The sequence below is a fragment of the Mycobacterium sp. genome (assembly GCF_035633495.1).
GTDB lineage: Bacteria > Actinomycetota > Actinomycetes > Mycobacteriales > Mycobacteriaceae > Mycobacterium.
In genome coordinates this window covers 65981-84950 of sequence record NZ_DASQEU010000098.1, presented here as the reverse complement: position 1 = coordinate 84950, position 18970 = coordinate 65981, and the positions used below count along the sequence as shown (strand labels likewise).

Here is an 18970-nt window from a genome sequence, read left to right as displayed (position 1 = left end):
GTAGCGCATGTCCGTAGGTAACCCGTCGTTCGAGGTCTTTCAGCTGTCCGAAGAACACGTTGAGATGCGCAAGGTCCTACGTGATCTGTGCGACAAGGAGATCGCACCGTACGCGTCCGACGTCGACGAGAAGGCCCGCTACACCGATGAAGCGCTGTTAGCGCTCAATTCGTCGGGCTTCTCGGCGATCCACATTCCTGAGGAATACGGCGGTCAGGGCGGTGACTCCTTGGCGGCGTGCATCGTGATCGAAGAGGTCGCCCGGGTGTGCGCCTCGTCGTCGCTGATCCCGATCTGCAACAAGCTCGGCACCATGGGCATGCTGTTGAAGGGTTCGGAGGAACTCAAGAAGCAGGTGCTGCCCTCGATCGGGGCGGGGGAGGCCACCGCGTCCTACGCGCTGTCCGAACGCGAGGCGGGCAGTGACGCCGCGGCGATGCGTACCCGGGCCAAGCAGGACGGTGACGACTGGGTGCTCAACGGATCGAAGTGCTGGATCTCCAATGGCGGCAAGTCGACGTGGTACACGGTGATGGCGGTGACCGATCCCGAGAAGGGCGCCAACGGAATCTCGGCGTTCGTCGTGCACGCCGACGATCCCGGCTTCACCGTCGGTGCCAAGGAACGCAAGATGGGCATCAAGGGGTCTCCGACCACGGACCTGTACTTCGAGGACTGCCGGATTCCCGGTGATCGCATCATCGGCGAGCCGGGGACTGGTTTCAAGACGGCCTTGGCGACGCTTGATCACACGCGTCCGACGATCGGAGCGCAGGCCGTCGGCATCGCGCAGGGCGCGCTGGAGGCGTCGATCGCTTACACAAAGGAGCGCAAGCAGTTCCGCAAGTCGATCAGCGACTTCCAGGCCGTCCAGTTCATGCTCGCCGACATGGCGATGAAGATCGAGGCCGCCCGCCTGATGGTGTACTCGGCCGCCGCGCGCGCCGAACGCGGGGAGCAGAACCTCGGCTTCATCTCCGCGGCCGCCAAGTGCTTCGCCTCGGATGTGGCGATGCAGGTGACCACCGATGCGGTGCAATTGTTCGGCGGGTACGGCTACACCGTGGACTTCCCCGTCGAACGGTTCATGCGGGATGCCAAGATCACCCAGATCTACGAGGGCACCAACCAGATTCAGCGGGTCGTGATGTCCCGCGCATTGTTGAAGTAGGAGCGGGCAGCTAGTTCAGTTCCGCGGTAACCTTCTCGGCCTCGCGCCGTCGAGCCTGCACGTCCGGATCGGGATGTGCAACCTGGACCAGCGACCCGCCGGCCACCAACACCGCCAGCACGTGGTCGGTCATCTCGTCGGCGGTGTCCCAGGCCTTCGACGAGAGCACTCTGCTGGCGGCAGTCAGGCCCAGGGCAGTGGCTGAACTCGCTGCGGCGGAGAGGATTTCGGCGACCGACCGCCCATTCAACGCAGGCCCGGGGTTGAACTCCGGTGTGATCTGATCGCCGTGCGCGCGGACCGACGTGGCATAGTCGGTAATGCCGAACGGGAGGCCGGCAACCGGCCTGCCGAAGGCGTCGAGCGACAACGCGACCACTTCACCCGCGGGCGCCACGGCCGCGTCGGCGTCGTCCAGGCGATCCACCGTGCAGCAGGCGATGTCGCAGCCGTCCTGTCCCAGAACGACTTCCGCGCCGACGTACCACACGCCGAGTATCACGCCCAGGGTCTGCCAGTGTGCGGGCAGCAGGACGGCGACGCGGCTGCCGGGCCCCGCGCCGAGTTCGTCGCGCAGCAGGTTGCCGGTCTTGGCCGCCCAGTTGGCGAGCGTCACCGTCGACAGTTCGATGCGTTCGCCGGTCGCGTCGTCGTAGAAGGTGATGCGCGGCGCCGAGGGGAGGGCGAGCAGCGGATCCATCACTGCCGAGCCGAGATTCGTCAGTTCACGCACTCCGGGCCGTCCGCGCCTGCGGTGATGATGGGCGGCGCGGGAAGCGGTGTGTCCGTGGACTCGACGGCCGCCGTGTCGATGGTGTCGCCCGCCGCGTCGGTCGTATCGCCCGCCGAGACCTCGGTACCCAGTCCCGACCCCGGACCGGTGTAGTCGCCCGCGATCACCACCTGGACCGAACCGGGTGCCACCGACGGGTCCTCGACGATGGGGAGGTTGCCCAACTCCTTCGAAACCGCCTGCGCACCAAGGTCATCGGCCTTCGCGACGCGGATCTGGCTACTCGCCACGCGACCGGTCTCGTTGTTGCCGACGGAGCCCGCGACGAACCCCTTGCCGGTGAGCACCTCGGACACCGAGGCGGCGAGCCCGTTGACGTCGGTGTCGTTCATGACGTCCGCGGTGGTCTTCGCCGGCGAGTAGGCGAGCTGCTCGGTCTTGCCCGCGTCCTGTTCCTGCAGAAGGCCCGAGACGAAGTCCTGTACCTGCGTGGGATCGACCCGCACGACGCTCTGCATGCCGTCGTCGCTCCACCCGTCCTCCTGCAGGACCGGAATGGTGGCGAAGGCGACGTTGCCGCCCGCCAGCTTCTGCATCTGCTGGACGAAGTCCATGATGTCCCAGCCTTCGGACAGCACGACGGAACGCTGCACGGCGTCCTGCAGCCGGTTTAGCGTGGCCGGGCTCGACAGCGTCTTGCCCGAGATGACCTGATGGGCCAGTGCGGCCATCACGGCCTGCTGGCGGGTGACCCGGTCGAGATCGCCCCTCGGCAGGTCGTGGCGCTGCCGGACGAAGCTCAATGCCTGGGGGCCGTCCAGCCTCTGCGGGCCCGCGGGAAAGTCCGCGCCGGACAGCGGCTCGTAGACGGCGTCCTTGAGGCAGACGTCGACGCCGCCCAGCGCATCGGTGATCAAGGCGAAGCCGAGCAACCCGATCTCCGCGTAGTGGTCGACGGTGACACCGGTCAGGTTGGCGACGGTCTTGATCAACGCCTCGCGGGCCGCCTCGGTGGCCTTCGGCTCGGCTACGGCGGGATCCTCGCCCTGCTGCTCGACGAGTTCCTTCATCTTCTCGAGTTTGACCTGGCCGAAGACGCCGTTGATCTTCGTCTTGTCGAGCCCGGGAGCCTCCACGAAGGAGTCGCGCGGAACGGAGATCGCGGTGGCGGACCGTCCATTGTTGGGGATCCGCACGAGGATGATGGTGTCGGTGTTGGTCGAGACGTCGTCGCCGGCGCGCAGCGCCGCGAGTTCGTCCGCCGAGAGCGGATTCCCGTGCGCGTCGGTCCTGCTGTCCATGCCGACGAGCAGGATGTCGATCGCGCCGTCTTCGCCGCCGCCTCCGAGTGCGGCGGCCGACACGTGATTGATCCCGTTCTCGAAGGAACGGATCTTGCCCCACGCGACACCGGTGCCGATGACGATCACCGCTGCTGCGACCACGGCAACGATGCGGGTGAGTCGGCCTGGCATCAGCCCAGGCTACTGGCGAGTCGCCCGAAGACCGGGTAACGCCGTGCGGCGTGCCAGACTCGGGGGCATGGCTGAGCGTTTGGTGATCACCGGTGCAGGGGGGCTCGTGGGGCGAAGGTTGGCGGCCGAGGCCCGACGCCGTGGTCACCAGGTGCTGGCACTGACCTCGGCGGATTGCGACGTCACCGACCCCACGTCGCCGGAACGTCACTTCGCGTCCGGTGACGTGGTGATCAACTGTGCCGCCTACACCAAGGTGGATCAGGCCGAGGCCGACGAGGCGGGCGCCCGTGCCGTCAACGCCGGTGGAGCCGAGAACGTGGCGCATGCCTGTGCCCGGGTGGGGGCGCAGCTCATCCACGTCTCGACCGACTACGTGTTCAGCGGAGACTTCGGCGGCGGGCAGCCGCGACCGTACGAGATCGACGACGAGGCCGGTCCGGTGAGCGTCTACGGCCGCACAAAGCTCGAGGGCGAGTTCGAGATGCTCTCCGCGATGCCCAACGCCCACGTCGTCCGCACCGCCTGGATCTTCTCGGGAGGCGACGGCGGTGACTTCGTCGCGACGATGCGGAGACTGGCCGCCGGCGACGGCTCGGTGGACGTCGTCGCGGACCAGGTCGGGTCACCGACCTACGTCGGCGACCTCGTCGGCGCGCTACTCCAGGTGGCGAGCGGATCGATCGAGGAATCCGTCCTGCACGCCGCGAACCAGGGCGAGACGAGCCGTTTCGAGCAGGCTCGTGCGGTGTTCGAGCTCGTCGGGGCCGATCCGGAGCGGGTCCGGCCGGTCGGCACGGACCACCATCCGCGCCCCGCTCCCCGGCCGCCGTACTCGGCGCTGGCCTCCCATCGATCCGAAGAGGCCGGCCTCGCGCCGCTGCGGCCCTGGCGGGACGCGCTCGCCGCGGCGCTCTCGGACGGCCCGCTACCCTCTACGCCGTGACCCCGGACCTGATGGTGGTGACGGTGACCTACTCGCCGGGTCCCCATCTCGACCGGTTCCTCGCCTCGTTGAATCACGCCACCGAGCGGTCGGTGACCGTCGTGATGGCCGACAACGGTTCCACCGACGGTGTCCCCGAGGAGGCGCTCGAGCGGTATCCGAACGCTCGGCTTCTGCACACCGGTGCCAACCTGGGTTACGGGTCCGCGGTCAATCGGGCGGTGCGCAAGTACCTGACGACGGCCGACGGGGACGGCCCGGCCAGTGATCCCGAGTTCTTCATCGTGGCCAATCCCGACGTCGTTTGGGGTCCCGGCAGCATCGACGTACTGCTCGAGGCGGCCGAACGATGGCCGAGCGCCGGGTCGCTCGGACCGCTCATCCGCAATCCCGACGGATCGATCTATCCGTCGGCCCGCCACCAGCCCAGCCTCGTTCGGGGTGGCATGCACGCCGTCGTCGGTCCGCTGTGGAAGTCGAATCCGTGGACGGCCGCGTACCGCCAGGAGCGACTCGAGCCCAGCGAACGTCCCGTCGGCTGGCTCTCGGGATCGTGTCTGCTGCTACGCAGGCAGGCGTTCGACGCGATCGCAGGCTTCGACCAGCGGTATTTCATGTACATGGAGGACGTTGACCTCGGAGATCGTCTCGTCGGGGCGGGTTGGCAGAACGTCTACGTGCCGTCGGCGGAAGTGCTGCACGACAAGGGCCACTCGACGGGCCGCGAACCGGCCCGCAACTTGGCTGCCCATCACACCAGCACCTACACTTTCCTGGCCGACCGACACCCTCGCTGGTGGCAGGCTCCACTGCGGTGGACCATCAGGTGGGCTCTCGCGGCCCGAGCGGGGTTGGTGGTGGGCAACTCTCGGCGGAGGATTGCGAAGAGCAGAAGGCAGGGCTGACGATGAGTGGTTCGGTCAATCCGGCAGAGGTCGACGCCATCGTGCTCGTCGGTGGGCAGGGCACTCGCCTGCGTCCGCTGACGTTGTCCGCGCCGAAGCCGATGCTGCCCACTGCGGGGCTCCCGTTTCTGACGCATCTGCTGTCGCGGATCGCGGCGGCGGGCATCAAGCACGTCGTGTTGGGGACGTCGTACAAGGCCGAGGTGTTCGAGGCCGAGTTCGGCGACGGGTCCAAGCTCGGGCTGCAGATCGACTACGTCGTCGAGGACGAGCCACGGGGCACCGGCGGTGGCATCGCGAACGTGGCGTCGAAGCTGCGGTACGACACCGCACTGGTGTTCAACGGTGACGTGCTCTCCGGCGCCGATCTCGGCGCCCTTCTGAAAAGCCATCACGACCGCGATGCGGACGTGACGCTACACCTGGTCCGGGTCGGCGATCCACGAGCATTCGGTTGTGTGCCAACCGATTCCGATGGAGGCGTGACGGCGTTCCTCGAGAAGACGCAGGATCCGCCGACGGATCAGATCAACGCAGGGTGCTACGTCTTCAAGCGCGCGGTCATCGATCGGATCCCCAAGGGGCGGGCGGTGTCGGTCGAGCGCGAGGTGTTCCCGGCGCTGCTCGCCGAGGGACTCAAGGTGTGCGGCTACGTCGACGCCACCTATTGGCGGGACATGGGCACGCCGGACGACTTCGTGCGCGGCTCGGCGGACCTCGTCCGGGGCATCGCGCCGTCACCCGCCCTCAACGGGCACCGGGGCGAGAACTTGATCCACGACGGTGCCGCCGTCGCGCCCAGCGCTCTGCTGATCGGCGGAACGGTCGTCGGCCGTGGTGCCGAGATCGGGCCCGGTGCTCGGCTCGACGGCGCGGTGATCTTCGACGGCGCACGCATCGAGGCCGGGTCGGTCATCGAACGTTCGATCATCGGGTTCGGCGCCCGCATCGGTCCGCGCGCCCTGATCCGCGACGGTGTCATCGGCGACGGTGCCAACATCGGGGCGCGGTGCGAGTTGCTCCGCGGTGCGCGGGTATGGCCCGGGGTGCACATTCCCGACGGCGGAATCCGTTACTCGACGGACGTCTGAGCGGCTCGCGCCAACTGCTTCAGCCCGAAGTCGGACCCCGGGGGCAGGTCGTCCAGGGGCCACCAGCGAAGGTCCAGCGATTCGTCGCTGATGGCGATCTGGGCGTGCTCCGGGGCGCGGGCGACGAACTGAAGGTCGAGGTGGTGGGTCGGCACTCCCAGTGAGCACGTGAGCGCGTGGACGTGCAACGCAGCGGGCATGGCGCCGATGGTCAACCCGCTGATACCGGATTCCTCCTCGGCCTCCCGCAAGGCCGCGGAGGCGATGTCGGCGTCGGATTCCTCGCAGTGACCGCCGAGCTGCACCCAGCGACCGAGTCGCGGGTGCAGCGTCAGCACCGTGCGGCTGCCGGTGTGATCGAGCACCAGTGCCGACGCCGTGACGTGACCGGGGGCGCATGCACGGTGGCACGCATCGGCGCGGCCGAGTACGAAGGCGAGCACCGCATGGCGCAGCGAATCCTGTGCCGGATCGCCTGGCTGCCAACGGCGGAGCGTGTCGACGACCGATTCGTGGAGGCTCACCGGACTATCAGCAGACCATCGGTCGGCGCCGGGTCGCGTGGCTCCGGTAGATCCTCGGGATGACCGATGGCGATGGCGCCCAACGGTTCCCAGTCCGCCGGGAGCTGCAGCTCCCGCCGCACCAGGTCGGCGGCGAAGATGGTCGAACCGATCCAGCAGCTCCCGACGCCGCGGACGGCCAACGCCACCAGCAGAGCCTGCACCGCGGCACCGGCCGCGACGGTGAACATGGTGGTCTCGGCAGCCGTCCTCGTCGCGTCGGGGTAGGTGTGCGCGCCGTCGGGCACCATGAAGGGGATCACCAGCTCCGGCGCGTCGTAGAGGATCTGGCCACGGCTGACGCGCCGCTCGACGGCATCCTCGGCACGGCCGTCACCTAGGAGGTCGGCACGCCACTTGTCCTTCATCTCGTCCAGCAGGCGCCGCCGCACCTCGTGGTCGCTAACCCACACGAAGCGCACCGGCCGCGTGTGATGCGGCGCCGGGGCGGTGAGTGCCTCGGCGACGGCGGCCTCGACGACTTCTGCGTCGACGGGTTGCCGGCTGAACCGGCGAAGCGAACGGCGCAGCAGCTGAGCCTGCAGCCGTCCGGTCTGGATGGCCTCTTGGGTGCCGAGCCAGAAGAGGTCCTCCTCGCCGGCCCTGACGAGGGTGCGACCATTCGAGCCGTCGTCGCGCAACGCCAGACCGCGCACGACCGCGACCGGGATTCCGGTCAGCTTCCCCTTCACCAGGTCTGCGGCCGCGGCGATCTCGTCGGCGACGGCAACCTCGGTGACCACCAATTCGTTGCCGTGGGCGTCGTGGGCCCCGCCGTAACCGTGCAGCACGGCGAGGCCTGCGGCGCCGATGGCGGTGTCGGTCTGACCGTTGCGCCAGGCCCGTCCCATGGTGTCGGTGACGACGATGCCGACGTCGACACCGAGCAGTGTCCGGAGTCGGCTGCGGAGGGTTGCGGCGCTGCCGTCGGGATCGACTGGGAGCAGAGCCAACTCGGCCGAATCGACGTTGGAGCCGTCGACTCCTGCCGCGGCCTGTATCAGGCCTATCGCGTTCTCGGTGATCAGGGTCCGGCCCTTGCGGGCCAGGACTCGAACGGCCTCGGCGTCGACGAGCCTGCGTCGCAGGGCATCCCGCTCCTCGGGGTCGGTCGGCGCCTTGACGATTCGACCCTCGCTCTTCGAGAGGACCTTGCTCGTCACCACGACGACATCGTCGTCGCGAAGCCACGGGGCGGCCGCGGCGATCGCCGCCGCCACGTCGTCGCCGGGCCGGAACTCGGGCAGTCCGGGCACGGGCAGGATCTCGACCGCGGCCGCCGCACCGTGATCGGACGTGTGGTCGGGGGACGTCACGCGCCCGCCCCGATTCCAGCGAGTTCGACTCCGTTGCGCACCATCTCGGCCGTGGCCTTCGGGTCGGTCATCAAGAGCGCGATGGCGCGAACCTCGATGCCGTCGACGGTGGCGGTGTCACCCCCGTCGACGAGCCAGCCGTCGAGCAGGCCGGTGCCCGAGCGCGCTCCGAAGTGGGCACCGACGGCCTGCGACGAGGTCTCGACCCCGATGACGGAGAGACATTCGTCGGCCATCCCGCGCAGCGCTCGTCCCGCGACGATGGGTGAGTACCCGATCACCGGCGCCGCCGTCGATCGAAGTGCCCCACGGATTCCCGGCACGGCGAGGATCGCGCCGATGCTGACGACCGGGTTGGACGGTGCCACGAAGACGACGTCGGCTTCGGCGATGGCCGCGAGCGCACCCGGTGTCGCGGTGGCCTTATCGGCACCGACGAATGCGAAGGCATGCGTGGGGATTTGGGCGCGGTAGCGTACCCACCACTCCTGAAAGTGGATGGCCCGCCGGGTGCCTTCGTCGGCGCCGGGTTGGGGATCGGTGACGACGACGTGGGTTTCGCTTCGGTCGTCGGTGACGGGCAGAAGCCGGGCCCCCGGTTGCCATCGCGCGCACAGTGCCTCGGTGACCTGAGTCAGCGGGTAGCCGGCCCTGAGCATCTGACTGCGCACCAGGTGGGTGGCCAGGTCGCGGTCGCCCAGACCGAACCAGTCGGGTTGCACGCCGTAGGCGGCGAGTTCTTCCTTGGCGTGCCAGGTTTCGTTCGCGTGGCCCCAGCCTCGGTTGGGATCTATACCTCCACCTAAGGTGTACATGCACGTATCGAGGTCCGGGCAAATGCGGACACCGTGCATCCAGGCATCGTCACCGACGTTGACGACTGCGGTGAGCTCGTGGTCTCCCGCCGGCCCCGTTGCAGTCCCCGCGAATTGGCCGAGGCCGAGGTACTGCTGGACGCCGAGGAGGAAGCGCGCGCCGCCGACGCCGCCCACCAGAACACTGACTTTCACATCGATCGACACTAGGCGCATCCGCGCGACCGTGGTCCACGGCGGGGGTTGAATTGGTCACTTTCGCGACACGCCAGGTAACCGACGCGCCGACATTAGGTCACGGGATGGTATGAAAACGCGTTCTAGCGCTTGACCCCCGCAGCTAACGCGTGTCTAATCACATCAGTGTCATTTCCCGGTTCGCTTCCGGTTCCAGTGTCGCAGACCGAGATTCGATCACTTGTTCGAATTGAAGTGTCCGCACGGTTCGCAGTGGGGTTGACAACAGGGAACGCTTAAACCAGGTAAGGAGGCGGAAGATGTCCTATGAGCACGTAGATTTCGATCGTGTCATCCGATTCGACAGTCGGATGCTCGGCTCAGTAGGCAACGAACCGCATACCAAAACCGGGCCGTCGCAGGGTGGGGTGATCGGCCGTCCCCAGTTGAGCGTGGTTCCCGACCACTCCAACCTCTACGACGAACCGGAGATCGACGACGAGCAGTGGCAGGAACGCGCACTGTGCGCGCAAACCGACCCCGAGGCGTTCTTCCCCGAGAAGGGTGGCTCGACCCGCGAGGCGAAGCGCATCTGCCTCGGGTGCGAGGTGAAGGACGCGTGCCTCGACTACGCCCTGGCCCACGACGAACGCTTCGGCATCTGGGGCGGCCTGTCGGAACGGGAACGGCGCCGCCTCAAGCGCGGCATCATCTGATCGACCTCTGACCCGGGCCGGTCAGTCGTCCTCGATCGTCGGGTCGATGACGGAGGGTTCGACGCCCAGGTACGTGGCCACTTGCGCCACCAGGACGTCGTGGAGCAAGTCCGACAGGTCGACGGTGTCCTTGGCCCGTCGCTCGATCGGCTTGCGGAACAGCATGATTCGCGCCCGAGTGGCATTTCCCCTGACGTCGACGCCCGCGGGTATCAACCTGGCGAGGGCGATCGGCCCGTCTGCGATCACCTCGGGTGGCCACTGGACGCTGTCCGGATCCTTCGGTGAGATCCGTGGGATCTCGTCGACCGCGACGTCCAGACCGGACACCCGGTCCTGCCACTGCCGCTCGATGGGCTCGTACGCCTCGAGCACGGCCATGTCGAAACGCTCCGCTCGGCTGCGCCAGCCCGGCACCGTGGGAGGCAGCAGCGGGCCGCGCATCTGCCGGCGTCCGCGGTGCGCTCGTCCAGGCTGCCGCTCGACCATTCGGCGATCGTAACGGTTGGAGATCGGCCGGTTGCGTGCTGCGCGTGTCGCCGACTCGAGACGTGCCCGCGCGATAGCCTCGTGTCCGTGAACGTTCCCCGTCGCTGCTGCAGGCCCGGGTGCCCGCACTACGCCGTGGCGACGCTGACCTTCGTCTATAAGGACTCGACTGCCGTCGTCGGCCCGCTCGCCACCGCTTCCGAGCCTCACTCCTGGGACCTGTGCGTAATCCATGCCGGACGGATCACTGCGCCGCGGGGATGGGAACTGGTCAGGCACGCGGGACCGCTGCCCTCGCATTCCGACGACGACGACCTCGTCGCACTCGCCGACGCGGTGCGCGAGGGTCGCGACGCTGCGGTGGGAGGACCACCCGCCGGGTTCTCCGATCCGGTCACCGGTGCGCACGGCGGCGCGCTGATGGCCCCGCCGGTGACTCGGTCGGAGCAGAACCTGCGCAGGCGCGGGCACTTGCGCGTGCTGCCGGATCCCATGGACTAGCGAGAGCCCTGACACGGCTCGGCCTACCCGTGGTTTCACCCGAGCCGGTGTCCAGCCGATAGGCTGGCCCCAAGAGTCCCCTTCGCGAGGAGATCTATGTCTCGGCCCGCTGCGGCTGTCAACCGCGTCATCAAGGCGTATGACGTCCGTGGACTGGTCGGCGAAGAACTCGACGAAGAATTCGTCGCCGACGTCGGTGGCGCGTTCGCCAGGCTGGTACGCGACGAGGGTCGGCCGGGTGCCGACCGCGTCGCGATCGGCCATGACATGCGGGCCAGTTCCCCGTCGTTGGCCGCGGCGTTCGCCGAAGGAGTCGTCGCGCAGGGTCTGAACGTCATCAGGATCGGCCTGGCGTCGACGGATCAGCTGTACTTCGCGTCCGGTCTGCTCGACTGCCCCGGGGCCATGTTCACCGCCAGTCACAATCCCGCGGCCTACAACGGCATCAAACTTTGCCGCGCCGGAGCAAGACCCGTCGGCAAGGACACCGGTCTGACCACCATCAGCGACGAGGTCGTCAACGGCGTGCCGGCCTTCGACGGCGCACCCGGGACCATCGAGGACCGTGACGTGCTCAGCGACTACGGAGCCTTCCTGCGGTCGCTCGTCGACATCGCCGGCCTCCGGCCGCTCCGGGTAGCGATCGATGCGGGGAACGGGATGGGCGGGCACACCACACCTGCGGTACTCGGTCCCCTGACGTCAATCACGCTGCTGCCGCTGTTCTTCGAGCTCGACGGTACGTTCCCGAACCACGAGGCCAATCCGCTCGATCCGGCGAACCTGGTCGATCTGCAGCGTCACGTGGTCGAGACCGGTGCCGACATCGGGCTGGCCTTCGACGGTGACGCGGACCGCTGCTTCGTCGTGGATGAACTCGGCCATCCGGTGTCGCCGTCAGCGGTGACGGCGTTGGTGGCCGGGCGCGAACTCGGTCGAGAGATCGGTGCCACGGTGATCTACAACCTGATTACCTCGCGGACGGTGCCGGAGTTGATCGCCGAACGCGGTGGTACGGCCATTCGCTCGAGAGTTGGGCATTCCTACATCAAGGCGTTGATGGCCGAATCGGGCGCGATCTTCGGCGGGGAGCACTCGGCGCACTATTACTTCCGTGACTTCTGGGGCGCCGACTCCGGGATGCTGGCCGCGCTGCACGTGCTTGCGGCACTGGGGGAGCAGGACCGACCGCTGTCTCAGTTGATGGCCGACTACCAGCGGTACGAAGGGTCGGGGGAGATCAACTTCACCGTGGCCGACGCGCCGGCGTGCGTCGACGCGGTCCTGAAGTCCTTCAGCAGCCGCATCCAGTCGATCGACCACCTCGACGGCGTCACCGTCGATCTCGGTGACGGCAGCTGGTTCAACCTACGCACGTCCAACACCGAGCCGTTGCTGCGGCTCAACGTCGAAGCCAGGAGCGCGGAGGGCGTTTCCGCGATCGTCGATGACGTCGCGGCCCAGATCGCAGCGCTCAGCGAGACTGTCACGTGAGTGCCGCGCATGCGACCATCGACCTCGACGACGTCGAGGGTCTGCTCGCGGCCGACCGGGAGGGATTGCTGAGAGCCGCGTCGATGGCGGGTGCGCAGATGCGGGCGGTGGCCGCCGCTCTGGAGGAGGGCGTCCTTGAGCCCCTTCGCGGGGATCAGCCGCCGCGCACCGTGATCTGGGTGGCAAGTAGAGGGGCTGCCGAGGCTGCCGGCGCCATGCTGGCGGCTGCCCTCGGCGGGTCGAGCGCGGCGCCGATCGTCGTCGCATCGGAGGCGCCTCCCTGGATCGGGGCTCTCGACGTCATGGTCGTGGCGGGTGACGATCCCGCCGACCAGGTGCTGGTGTCGGCCGCGGCGAGTGGAATTCGGCGTGGCGCAAGGGTGGTCGTGGTCGCTCCCGACGAGGGACCGCTTCGAGAGGTCGCGGCGGGGAGGGCCGTGGTACTCCCACCGCGACTGCTCGTGTCCGACGAGTTCGCCCTCGTGCGCTACCTCGCCGCCGGACTGGCCGCCCTGCACGTCGTCCTCCCCGGGTTGAGCGTCGACCTTGCCGGACTTGCCGACGCGCTCGACGCCGAGGCGTTGCGCAACAGCGCAGGCCGCGAGTCGTTCACCAACCCCGCCAAGTCACTCGCCGAGCGCATGTCGGGCCGCGACATCGTCCTGGCCGGTGGCAATGCCGCCACCGTGGCACTCGCGAGGCACGTCGGCTCGATCCTGCTCCGGGTAGCGCAACAGCCCGTGGCTGCCGTGGGACTGGCCGACGTGCTAGTTGCGCTGCGTCGCGGATTGACAAGCAGTGCAACCGGTTCCGAGTCCTCCATCTTCCACGACGAGGAGATCGACGGCCCGCTGCCCGCGCGAGTGCGGACCGTCGTGTTCGCCACCGACGAGGAGCGGCCGGGGATGATCGCGACACTCAATGGATATGACGACGTCGACGTGGTCAGCGCCGACGACGTACCCGACGCCGTGACGCCACGGTCGAGCGGGCGCCCCGAACAGCAATTGGCGATGTTGGCGGTGCGCCTCGAAATGACGGCAGCGTACCTGAGACTGGTTCGAGGTTAGGCGAGTGGACGTATTACGCGGCGCGCTGCGGACCTACGCGTGGGGATCGCATACTGCGATCGCCGAATTCGCGGGAAGGCCCAGTCCCACACCGCATCCCGAGGCCGAACTCTGGCTGGGCGCGCATCCGGGCGACCCCGCGTGGCTGGAGTGCGACGGCGGGGAGCGGTCGTTGCTCGACACCATCATCGCAGATCCCGAGGGCCAGCTGGGGGCGGTCGCACGCGAGCGGTTCGGTGACGCGCTTCCCTTCCTGGCCAAGGTGCTCGCCGCGGAGGAACCCCTGTCGCTACAGGCGCACCCCAGTGCGGCTCAGGCGGCGGAGGGATTCGCGCGAGAGGATCGCCTCGGCATCCCCATCTCGGCACCCACCAGGAACTACCGCGACCGAAGCCACAAACCGGAGTTGATCGTCGCGCTGACCCCCTTCGAGGCGCTCGCGGGCTTCCGGCCCGTCGCCCGCAGCGTCGAACTCCTGCAGGCGCTGGAGGTGGCGGAACTGGACCCGTTCGTCAACCTGCTGTCCGGCCCGGCGGACGCCGACGGGCTGCGTGCGCTGTTCACCACGTGGATCACGGCGCCGCAGGCCAATCTCGACGCTCTGGTGCCCGCGGTGCTCGACGGCGCCGTCAGCTACCTGCGTTCGGGTGCAACGGAATTCGCGAACGAGACCAAGACGACGCTGCAGCTGGGTGAACTGTATCCCGGTGACGCGGGAGTGCTGGCCTCCATGCTGCTCAACCGGATCACCCTGCAGCCGGGGGAGGGAATCTACCTGCCCGCCGGAAACCTGCACAGCTACCTGCACGGGATGGGCTTCGAGGTAATGGCCAACTCCGACAACGTGTTGCGCGGAGGTCTGACTCCGAAGCACGTCGACGTTCCCGAGCTTCTCCGGGTGCTCGACTTCACGCCCACCGACGAACTGGCGCTCAAACCGAGGACTGCCAGTGACGGAATCGAGCTCGTCTACTACACGCCTGCACCCGAGTTCGCCGTGTCCGTGCTGCGACTCGACGGTCGCGAACTCGGGCACGAGACCGATGTGCCCGCTCGGCATGACGGTCCGCAGGTGTTGTTGTGCACCGAGGGCTCGGTTCAGGTGCACGCCAAGTCGAGCACGCTGACCCTCGACCGGGGAGCGGCGGCGTGGGTGGCAGCCGATGACGGGCCCATCCGCCTCGTCGCCGAGCAGCCGGCCGCGTTGTTCCGTGCCACGGTCGGCATCTGAGGGGGGCTCGACCATGTCGGCGTCCGGGAGCAGGCGCGCCATCATTGCCGCCCTGCTGGCGAACGCGGGCATTGCGGCCGCCAAGTTCGTCGGCTTCTCGATCACCGGCAGTTCGTCGATGCTGGCGGAGGGCGTGCATTCCGTCGCCGACACGTCGAATCAGGGTCTGCTGCTGTGGGGCCAGCGGGAAGCGAGCAAGGACGCCGATGCGCTGCATCAGTTCGGGTACGGACGCAGCCGCTACTTCTACTCGTTCGTGGTGGCGCTGGTGTTGTTCTCCCTCGGCGCGGCATTCGCGCTGTACGAGGGCTACGAAAAGGTCGTCCACCCGCACGAGCTGACGTCACCGCTGGTGGCGCTCGTCATCCTGGTGGCGGCAATCTGCTTGGAGTCCTACAGCTTTCGGACCGCGATGAAGGAGTCCCGGCCGCTGAAGGGCTCTGGCGGGTGGTGGCGATTCATCCGCAGCTCACGCAACCCCGAACTGCCCGTGGTGCTGCTCGAAGACACCGGTGCGTTGATCGGACTGGCGTTTGCGCTCGTCGGCGTCGGGTTGACGATGGTCACGGGCAACCCGGTCTGGGACGGCGTCGGCACCCTCTGCATCGGTGCGCTGCTCGCGGTGATCGCCGTGATTCTGATGATCGAGATGCACAGCGCGCTCATCGGTGAGGGTGCGACGCCACGGGAAGACGATGCCATCCGCGCCGCGCTGGAGCAGACCCCGCACATCGACCGCGTGATTCACCTCCGCACGCAGTACATGGGCCCCGACGACATGCTGGTCGGCGCCAAGATCGCGTTGGCAGCGGGGACCGACCTCGCCACCGTGGCGGTCACCATCGATGCTGCCGAGGTGGCGGTTCGTGCCGCGGTGCCCGCGGCGACGGTCATCTACTTGGAACCGGATCTCGATCGCGCGTCGACGACCTAGTCCGTCTCTTGGCCCGGCCGAACTTCTCGGCCAACAGGAGACCCATGTTGTGTCGGACGGTCCGGCCGAGAGTCCTGGCGTCCGGGACCATGTAGAGGCTGTCCAGCAGACTGAACCGACGCAGGAACCATTCGGCCAGATCGGCTTCCGTCTCCGCGGCCCCGAGGAACTGATCGAAGAGGTTGCCCACGCGGAGGTACCACCACGGCACGTCCTCGGCCTTCGCGTTGTGCAATGCCAGGTCGCCGATGGCGTTCATCGTCCAGACCGGCCAGGTCGTCTTCTTGGTCGCGAGCGACAGCCGACCCGCGATGTCCGGATCGCCGGATCGCAGCACCGTGCGCAGGTTGCCCGCCTGGATCGACGTCATCGTCATGCCCTGGCCGTAGGTCGGATTGAAGCTCACGACGGCGTCCCCGAACGGGATTATGGCGGCGGGGAAGCGCTCCATCTGGTCGTAGCGGCGCCACCGGCTCATCGGGTAGTTGTGGAACGCCATCTCGCCGAGCGGCTCGCCGGCGCGCACCGCCGCGCTGAGGTGGGGCGGCAGCAGCACGTCCGCCAGGTCGCAGATCTCGGCGAAGTCCTTCGGCGGTTCGGCCTTGCCGGTGCCGAACGTGGTCAGACTCCAGTTGCCGTCCTCGTAGAGGAGCATGCCGAGGCCGACGGGGTGTTCGCGGGACGCCCCGGCGACCACGACCTTCTCCTTGACGAGGCCGTCCGGGATGCGGACCTGGTGCGTCGCGTACTTGATGCCGACGTCGACGGTGTCTTCCGGCGGGCGGCCGTAACCCCATTGCTCGAGCCACACCGGGAGGCGGGTGCCGCGCCCGGTCGCATCGACTACGAGGTCGGCCGGAACCGCACTCGACTCGTCACCGGCCTCTAGCAGCACGCCCGTCACGCGCTCTTGCGCCGAGTCGAACCGTGGCTCGGCCACGCTGGTGCGCACCAACTCGACGTTCGGGATCGCCAGCGCCCGCTTGCGGATCTGCCACTCCAGGTGCGGCCTGCTCGGGACGTAGGCGGTGAACTCCCTGCGCAACGTCGTCTTGGTCCCGAGCACGTGTCCCGCGGCGGCGAAGTGAATGCAGTCCGGCCGATTGGCGAGCTTCGGGACGCCGTCGGCCACCATGCCGTCGAGCAGTCCGGGGAAGAGGCCATCGAATTCGTTGGCACCACGCGCCATCAGCAGGTGTACGTGCTTGCCCTGCGGCACGGCGGTCCGGTTGCCGGGTTCGCCGGGTAGGTCGTCGCGTTCGTAGACCGTGACCTTGTCGTAGTGATCGGAGAGCACCCGTGCGGCGCACATGCCCGCGATACTCGCGCCGATGACGACTGCGTGTTTGCCCATGACCGGGACCGTACTAGGTAGGGTGCCCGTCACACGAACCACGAAGGGCGGCGAGATATGACGGATCGATGGCGCATCAAGTCGGTCGAGCAGTCGATCGCCGACACCGACGAGCCCGATACCCGGCTCCGCAAGACCTGACCTGGCGGGCATGTTCACCATCACCGCGTCCGTCGAAGCGGAAAGCTGACCCGCGGCCCGCGCGGCCCCTCGCCGATTTCTGCATGACGGCTGGCTTCCGGCCGAATCACGACCCTGACGTAGACCTCGGTGAGCCATTGCGCCAAACGTTGCTTTACAAAACAACACCCTGTGTCTAGACAACGGACAAATGTCGCTCTATAGTCAACTCCGAGCAGTGATGGCACTCACATGGAGGTGAATTGACCGTGACGACGCAGATGGACCCCACGACCCCGGTCGAACAGTGGCGGGACAAGAAACGGTACCTGTGGCTGATGGGCTTGATCGTGCCCACCGCGGTGCTGGTGATGCTCCCCATCGTGTGGGCACTCAACGAACTCGGCTGGCGCGGTGCCGCGCAGGTGCCGTTCTGGATCGGCCCCATCCTGGTCTACCTCGTCCTGCCGCTATTGGATCGACGGTTCGGCCCGGACGGGGAGAACCCGCCCGACGAGGTCGTGGAGCGGTTGGAGAACGACAAGTACTACCGCTACTGCACCTACGGCTTCATCCCGTTCCAGTACGTCACCGTCATCCTCGGCGCGTACCTGTTCACCGCCTCCGACCTGGGTTGGCTCGGTTTCGACGGGTCGCTGGGATGGCCCGCGAAGATCGGCCTGGCGCTGTCGGTGGGAATGATGGGTGGCGTCGGGATCAATACCGCGCACGAGCTGGGGCACAAGAAGGACACCCTCGAACGGTGGCTGAGCAAGATCACCCTGGCGCAGACGTGCTACGGCCACTTCTTCATCGAGCACAACCGCGGTCATCACGTCCGGGTCGCCACTCCGGAGGATCCGGCGTCGGCACGCTTCGGTGAGACGTTCTGGGAGTTCCTGCCGCGCAGCGTGTGGGGCAGCCTGAAGTCGTCGTGGGAGCTCGAAGCCCAGCGGCTCCGCCGCGTGAACAAGAGCCCGTGGCATCCCTCCAACGACGTGCTGAACGCGTGGGCGATGTCGGTGGTGCTGTACGGCTCGCTCATCGCGATCTTCGGCCTCGCGTTGATTCCGTACGTGGTCATCTCGGCGGTGTTCGGCTTCACGTTGCTCGAGACCGTCAACTATCTCGAGCATTACGGCCTGCTCCGGCAGAAGACCGCCAGCGGACGCTACGAGCGCTGCGCGCCCGAACACAGCTGGAACTCCGATCATCTGGTGACCAACCTGTTCCTATACCACCTGCAGCGGCACAGCGATCACCATGCCAACCCGACGCGCCGCTACCAGACGCTGCGCAGCATGCAGGGCGCGCCGAACCTGCCCAGCGGCTACGCGTCGATGATCGGGCTGACGTACTTCCCGCCCCTGTGGCGCAAGGTCATGGACCACCGCGTGCTCTCGCACTACGGCGGCGACCTCAGTCGGGTCAACATTCATCCGCGGATGCGCGACAAGGTGCTGGCGAAGTACGGGACTGAGGATGTCGTGGCATGACGGCCTATTGCTGTCCCGGCTGTGACTACGTCTACGACGAAGCGAACGGCGCTCCGCGCGAGGGCTTTCCGGGCGGGACGCCGTGGGACCAGGTGCCCGACGACTGGTGCTGCCCGGACTGCGCAGTCCGCGAGAAGGTTGATTTCGAAGAGATCGGAGTTTCCCCGTGAATGACTTCAAGTTGTTCGTCTGCGTGCAATGCGGATTCGAGTACGACGAGGAGAAGGGCTGGCCCGAGGACGGGATCGCCCCGGGCACGCGCTGGGACGACATCCCCGAGGGCTGGAGCTGCCCGGACTGCGGCGCGGCCAAGTCGGACTTCGAGATGGTGGAGGTTGCCCGTCCGTGACGGCGGTCTGGGCTAGCGGAGTGT

The 18970-nt window shown here is 67.6% G+C and carries 20 protein-coding genes and 1 pseudogene; 14 read left to right on the top strand and 7 right to left on the bottom strand.

Annotated elements, in window-relative coordinates; genetic code table 11:
- Positions 1 to 7: 7 nt before the first annotated feature.
- On the top strand, positions 8 to 1171 hold the full coding sequence (locus tag VET27_RS15215; RefSeq protein ID WP_526519475.1) for an acyl-CoA dehydrogenase: 1164 nt from the start codon (positions 8 to 10) through the stop codon (positions 1169 to 1171).
- 10 nt (positions 1172 to 1181) lie between these two features.
- On the opposite strand, the gene VET27_RS15210 is transcribed toward VET27_RS15215, so the two are convergent.
- Both VET27_RS15210 and VET27_RS15205 read right to left on the bottom strand, forming a co-directional pair.
- The gene (locus VET27_RS15210; RefSeq protein ID WP_526519551.1) at positions 1182 to 1871 is read right to left on the bottom strand and encodes a TIGR03089 family protein; all 690 of its coding nucleotides are present in this window, start codon (positions 1869 to 1871) and stop codon (positions 1182 to 1184) included.
- Positions 1872 to 1891: 20 nt separating this feature from the next.
- Positions 1892 to 3379, bottom strand: coding sequence for an LCP family protein (locus VET27_RS15205; RefSeq protein WP_526519473.1), 1488 nt, complete (start codon positions 3377 to 3379; stop codon positions 1892 to 1894).
- A 67-nt stretch (positions 3380 to 3446) separates the two neighbouring features.
- Between VET27_RS15205 and rfbD the strand changes: the two genes are divergently transcribed.
- The 3 genes from rfbD to manB are packed head-to-tail and all read left to right on the top strand — an operon-like array spanning position 3447 to position 6321.
- Positions 3447 to 4325 (top strand): dTDP-4-dehydrorhamnose reductase, encoded by an 879-nt coding sequence (gene rfbD, locus VET27_RS15200; protein ID WP_526519471.1) that lies wholly within the window; start codon positions 3447 to 3449, stop codon positions 4323 to 4325.
- 11 nt (positions 4326 to 4336) lie between these two features.
- On the top strand, positions 4337 to 5230 hold the full coding sequence (locus VET27_RS15195) for a glycosyltransferase family 2 protein (protein ID WP_526519549.1): 894 nt from the start codon (positions 4337 to 4339) through the stop codon (positions 5228 to 5230).
- Between the two features lie 2 nt (positions 5231 to 5232).
- Complete coding sequence (manB, locus tag VET27_RS15190; RefSeq protein ID WP_526519469.1) at positions 5233 to 6321, top strand: mannose-1-phosphate guanylyltransferase ManB; 1089 nt, start codon at positions 5233 to 5235, stop codon at positions 6319 to 6321.
- Here the strand turns inward: manB and VET27_RS15185 are convergent.
- From VET27_RS15185 to cofD, 3 genes are read right to left on the bottom strand one after another with little or no spacing between them, the layout of a single operon-like run.
- Positions 6303 to 6845 (bottom strand): NUDIX hydrolase, encoded by a 543-nt coding sequence (locus VET27_RS15185; protein WP_526519467.1) that lies wholly within the window; start codon positions 6843 to 6845, stop codon positions 6303 to 6305. The genes manB and VET27_RS15185 overlap by 19 nt on opposite strands.
- Positions 6842 to 8200, bottom strand: a complete 1359-nt coding sequence (locus VET27_RS15180) for a coenzyme F420-0:L-glutamate ligase (RefSeq protein ID WP_526519465.1) — start codon at positions 8198 to 8200, stop codon at positions 6842 to 6844. Before VET27_RS15180 ends, VET27_RS15185 begins: the two co-directional genes overlap by 4 nt.
- Positions 8197 to 9210 (bottom strand): 2-phospho-L-lactate transferase, encoded by a 1014-nt coding sequence (cofD, locus tag VET27_RS15175; RefSeq protein ID WP_526519547.1) that lies wholly within the window; start codon positions 9208 to 9210, stop codon positions 8197 to 8199. Before cofD ends, VET27_RS15180 begins: the two co-directional genes overlap by 4 nt.
- A 428-nt stretch (positions 9211 to 9638) precedes the next feature.
- Here cofD and VET27_RS15170 point away from each other — a divergent pair, with 428 nt between their 5' ends.
- Positions 9639 to 9908: a WhiB family transcriptional regulator gene (locus tag VET27_RS15170; RefSeq protein ID WP_526519545.1), complete on the top strand. Its 270-nt coding sequence runs from the start codon at positions 9639 to 9641 to the stop codon at positions 9906 to 9908.
- A gap of 21 nt (positions 9909 to 9929) precedes the next feature.
- On the opposite strand, the gene VET27_RS15165 is transcribed toward VET27_RS15170, so the two are convergent.
- A complete protein-coding gene (locus VET27_RS15165; RefSeq protein WP_526519543.1) occupies positions 9930 to 10352 on the bottom strand; it encodes a metallopeptidase family protein in 423 nt (140 codons plus the stop codon).
- Positions 10353 to 10484: 132 nt separating this feature from the next.
- Here VET27_RS15165 and VET27_RS15160 point away from each other — a divergent pair, with 132 nt between their 5' ends.
- From VET27_RS15160 to VET27_RS15140, 5 genes are all read left to right on the top strand, one after another.
- On the top strand, positions 10485 to 10898 hold the full coding sequence (locus tag VET27_RS15160; protein WP_526519463.1) for a DUF3499 family protein: 414 nt from the start codon (positions 10485 to 10487) through the stop codon (positions 10896 to 10898).
- 96 nt (positions 10899 to 10994) lie between these two features.
- Positions 10995 to 12392, top strand: a complete 1398-nt coding sequence (locus VET27_RS15155) for a phosphomannomutase/phosphoglucomutase (protein WP_526519461.1) — start codon at positions 10995 to 10997, stop codon at positions 12390 to 12392.
- The gene (locus VET27_RS15150) at positions 12389 to 13462 is read left to right on the top strand and encodes a TobH protein (protein ID WP_526519459.1); all 1074 of its coding nucleotides are present in this window, start codon (positions 12389 to 12391) and stop codon (positions 13460 to 13462) included. Before VET27_RS15155 ends, VET27_RS15150 begins: the two co-directional genes overlap by 4 nt.
- A 4-nt stretch (positions 13463 to 13466) precedes the next feature.
- Positions 13467 to 14693, top strand: a complete 1227-nt coding sequence (gene manA, locus VET27_RS15145) for a mannose-6-phosphate isomerase, class I (protein WP_526519457.1) — start codon at positions 13467 to 13469, stop codon at positions 14691 to 14693.
- A gap of 13 nt (positions 14694 to 14706) precedes the next feature.
- Positions 14707 to 15627, top strand: coding sequence for a cation diffusion facilitator family transporter (locus VET27_RS15140; RefSeq protein WP_526519455.1), 921 nt, complete (start codon positions 14707 to 14709; stop codon positions 15625 to 15627).
- Here the strand turns inward: VET27_RS15140 and VET27_RS15135 are convergent.
- Positions 15584 to 16981 carry an FAD-dependent oxidoreductase gene (locus VET27_RS15135; RefSeq protein WP_526519453.1) on the bottom strand — a complete coding sequence of 466 codons (1398 nt, stop codon included), beginning with the start codon at positions 16979 to 16981 and terminating at the stop codon, positions 15584 to 15586. The genes VET27_RS15140 and VET27_RS15135 overlap by 44 nt on opposite strands.
- A gap of 57 nt (positions 16982 to 17038) precedes the next feature.
- Here VET27_RS15135 and VET27_RS15130 point away from each other — a divergent pair.
- The 4 genes and pseudogenes from VET27_RS15130 to VET27_RS15115 form a co-directional block, all read left to right on the top strand.
- Positions 17039 to 17116 (top strand): annotated as a pseudogene (locus VET27_RS15130) (hypothetical protein); the annotation flags it as partial.
- 266 nt (positions 17117 to 17382) lie between these two features.
- The gene (locus tag VET27_RS15125; RefSeq protein ID WP_526519541.1) at positions 17383 to 18597 is read left to right on the top strand and encodes an alkane 1-monooxygenase; all 1215 of its coding nucleotides are present in this window, start codon (positions 17383 to 17385) and stop codon (positions 18595 to 18597) included.
- A complete protein-coding gene (locus VET27_RS15120; RefSeq protein WP_526519451.1) occupies positions 18594 to 18767 on the top strand; it encodes a rubredoxin in 174 nt (57 codons plus the stop codon). Before VET27_RS15125 ends, VET27_RS15120 begins: the two co-directional genes overlap by 4 nt.
- Positions 18764 to 18946: a rubredoxin gene (locus VET27_RS15115; RefSeq protein ID WP_526519449.1), complete on the top strand. Its 183-nt coding sequence runs from the start codon at positions 18764 to 18766 to the stop codon at positions 18944 to 18946. Before VET27_RS15120 ends, VET27_RS15115 begins: the two co-directional genes overlap by 4 nt.
- Positions 18947 to 18970 lie beyond the last annotated feature (24 nt).